We start from the raw sequence: 2,836 nt of genomic DNA on the forward strand, positions 1-2,836 counted from the left end.
GGGGCCGGGCACCCGGACGCCGCCGGGTCCCCGGGCTGGGGACACCGGCGGCGGTCCTCGCCGCAACCGCCGCCGGCATCGACAGGTACGGCCGGCGGCGGGGAAAGGTTCGACGTCAGACGCCGGTGTGACCGTACGCGGTCGTCCGCTTGCGGAACGGTCGCCCGGCCGCCGAGGCGATCGCCCGCAACTGCTCCTCGGTCCGGGCCGAACCGTTGCCCGACCCGGCCATCCGGGAGATGGTCTCCTCCATCAGCGTGCCGCCGAGGTCGTTGCAGCCGCCCCGCAGCATCTCCGCCGTGCCCGCGTCGCCGAGCTTCACCCAGGAGCACTGGATGTTGTCGATCCGGCCGTGCAGCAGCAGCCGGGCCATCGCGTGCACCGCCCGGTTCTCCCGCCAGGTCGGCCCCGGCCGGGCGATGCCGGCCAGGTAGATCGGCGCGTTGGTGTGCACGAACGGCAGCGCCACGAACTCGGTGAACCCGCCGGTGCGGTCCTGCACCCCGGCCAGCACCCGGAAGTGGGCCAGCCACTGGCCCGGGTGGTCGACGTGGCCGTACATCATCGTGGAGCTGGACCGGATGCCCAGCTCGTGGGCCGTGCTCACCACGTCGACCCAGGCGGCGGCCGGCAGCTTGCCCTTGGTGAGCACCCAGCGCACGTCGTCGTCGAGGATCTCGGCGGCGGTGCCCGGGATGGTGTCCAGACCGGCCTCGCGCAGCATGCCGAGCCACTCCCGCACCGGCACGCCGGCCTTCGCCGCCGCGGTGACGATCTCCATCGGGGAGAACGCGTGCACGTGCATCCCCGGCACCCGCGCCTTGATCGCGCGGACGATGTCGGCGTAGCCGGTGACCGGCATCTTCGGGTCGATCCCGCCCTGGAGGCAGACCTCGGTGGCGCCGGCCGCCCACGCCTCCTCGGCCCGGTCGGCCACCTGCGAAAGCGACAGCCGGAACGCGTCGGCGTCGCTCTCCCGCTGGGCGAAGGCGCAGAACCGGCAGCCCACGTAACAGACATTGGTGAAGTTGATGTTCCGGTTGACCACGTAGGTCACGTCGTCGCCGACCGTGTCCCGGCGCACGTCGTCGGCGATCCGGCAGAGCGCGTCCAGCGCCGGGCCGTCCGCGCCGAACAGCGCCAGCGCCTTCGCCTCGTGCGCCGGCGTCAGCAGCGCGGCCGGGTCGTCCGCGGCCAGCCGCAGGCCCGCGCGCAGGTCGGCGTCCGCGCCACCGGATCCGGGTACGCCGACCGGGCGCGTGATCTTGTTCGCCACCTCGGTCCAGTCGCCGTAGACGCTGTCGAAGTCGCCCCGCCGGTCCTCGGTGCGGCCGGTGACGTCGATCGTGACGTGCAGGTCGGTCCGGCCGCCGAACACCTCCTCCGGCTCCTGCCAGGGCCGTCCCACCGGGCGGGCCGCCTCGACCGCGAGCCCGGTGGCCGGGTCGGCGAGCGCGGTGACGTGCGGCAGCAGGCGCGGGTCCAACCACGGTGCGCCGGCCCGGACGTACTCGGGGTAGACGGTCAGCCGCTCGCGCAGCGTGAACCCTGCACTCGCGGTACGCGCCGCCAGCTCGTCCAGCTGCGGCCAGGGACGCTCCGGGTTGACGTGGTCGGGGGTGACCGGCGAGACGCCGCCCCAGTCGTCGATGCCGGCGCGCAACAGCAGGTCGTACTCGCCGGCGATGAGGTTCGGCGGGGCCTGGATGCGGGCCTTCGGGCCGAGCAGCACCCGGGCCACCGCCACGGTGACGGCCAGATCGTGCAGCTCCGCGTCCGGCATGCCGCGCATCGCGGTGTCCGGCTTGGCGCGGAAGTTCTGCACGATCACCTCCTGGAGGTGGCCGTACTCCCGCATCGCGCGACGGATCGCGAAGATCGCGTCGACCCGCTCGGCCCGGTCCTCGCCGATGCCGATCAGGATGCCGGTGGTGAACGGCACCCCGACCCGGCCGGCGTCGTCGAGCACCCGCAACCGCACCGCGGGTTCCTTGTCCGGCGAGCCGTGGTGCGGGCCGCCGGGCTCCGACCAGAGCCGGGTGGCGGTGGTCTCCAGCATCATGCCCATGCTCGGCGCGACCGGCTTGAGCCGCTGCAACTCCGACCAGGAGAGCACGCCCGGGTTGAGGTGCGGCAGCAGGCCGGTCTCCTCCAGCACCGCCACGGCGCAGGCGCGCAGGTAGTCGAGCGTCGAGTCGTACCCCCGCTCGTCCAGCCACCGCCGGGCCGCCGGCCACCGCTCCTCGGGCCGGTCGCCGAGCGTGAACAGCGCCTCCTTGCAGCCCTGCGCGGCGCCCTCGCGGGCGATCGCCAGCACCTCGTCGCGTTCCAGGTAGGCGGCGGGCAGCCGGTGCGGCACGGTGGCGAACGTGCAGTAGTGGCAGCGGTCCCGGCAGAGCCGGGTCAGCGGGACGAAGACCTTCTTGGAGAAGGTCACCACGCCCGGCCGCCCGGCGTCGCGCAGACCGGCGTCGCGGATGTCACCGGCGACCCGGAACAGCTCGTCCAGCGCCGGACCGCGCGCGGTGAGCAGGGCCGCCGCCTCGTCCGCGTCCAGCGCCCGGCCGGTGGCGGCGCGGCCGAGCGCCCGCCGGACGCTCGCCTCGGTCGGGACGGGCTCGCTGCGATCAACCATCGGCCCAGCCTATGCGGTGACGCTCGCGGGCCGGTCGAGGTGTGCAGGAGGGCCGCTCGACACCGGCCCGTCCGCGGGCGGCGGCGTTCGGCCGCCGCCCACGGGACGGTCACCGGGGCTGGTTCGGGTCCTCGCGGTCGAAGCGCTGGGTGCGCTCGTCCCCGGGCGGGAACGACGGCTGGCCCGGCTCGGCGGGCTGAC

General features: G+C 74.6%; 1 protein-coding gene. It reads right to left on the reverse strand.

Annotation, left to right across the window (positions count from 1 at the left end):
* Nucleotides 1–115: 115 nt before the first annotated feature.
* Nucleotides 116–2,635: a bifunctional FO biosynthesis protein CofGH gene (locus HUW36_RS29925; RefSeq protein WP_174531162.1), complete on the reverse strand. Its 2,520-nt coding sequence runs from the start codon at nucleotides 2,633–2,635 to the stop codon at nucleotides 116–118.
* Nucleotides 2,636–2,836: the final 201 nt, after the last annotated feature.

Source organism: Micromonospora maritima, assembly GCF_902825405.1.
GTDB lineage: Bacteria > Actinomycetota > Actinomycetes > Mycobacteriales > Micromonosporaceae > Micromonospora > Micromonospora maritima.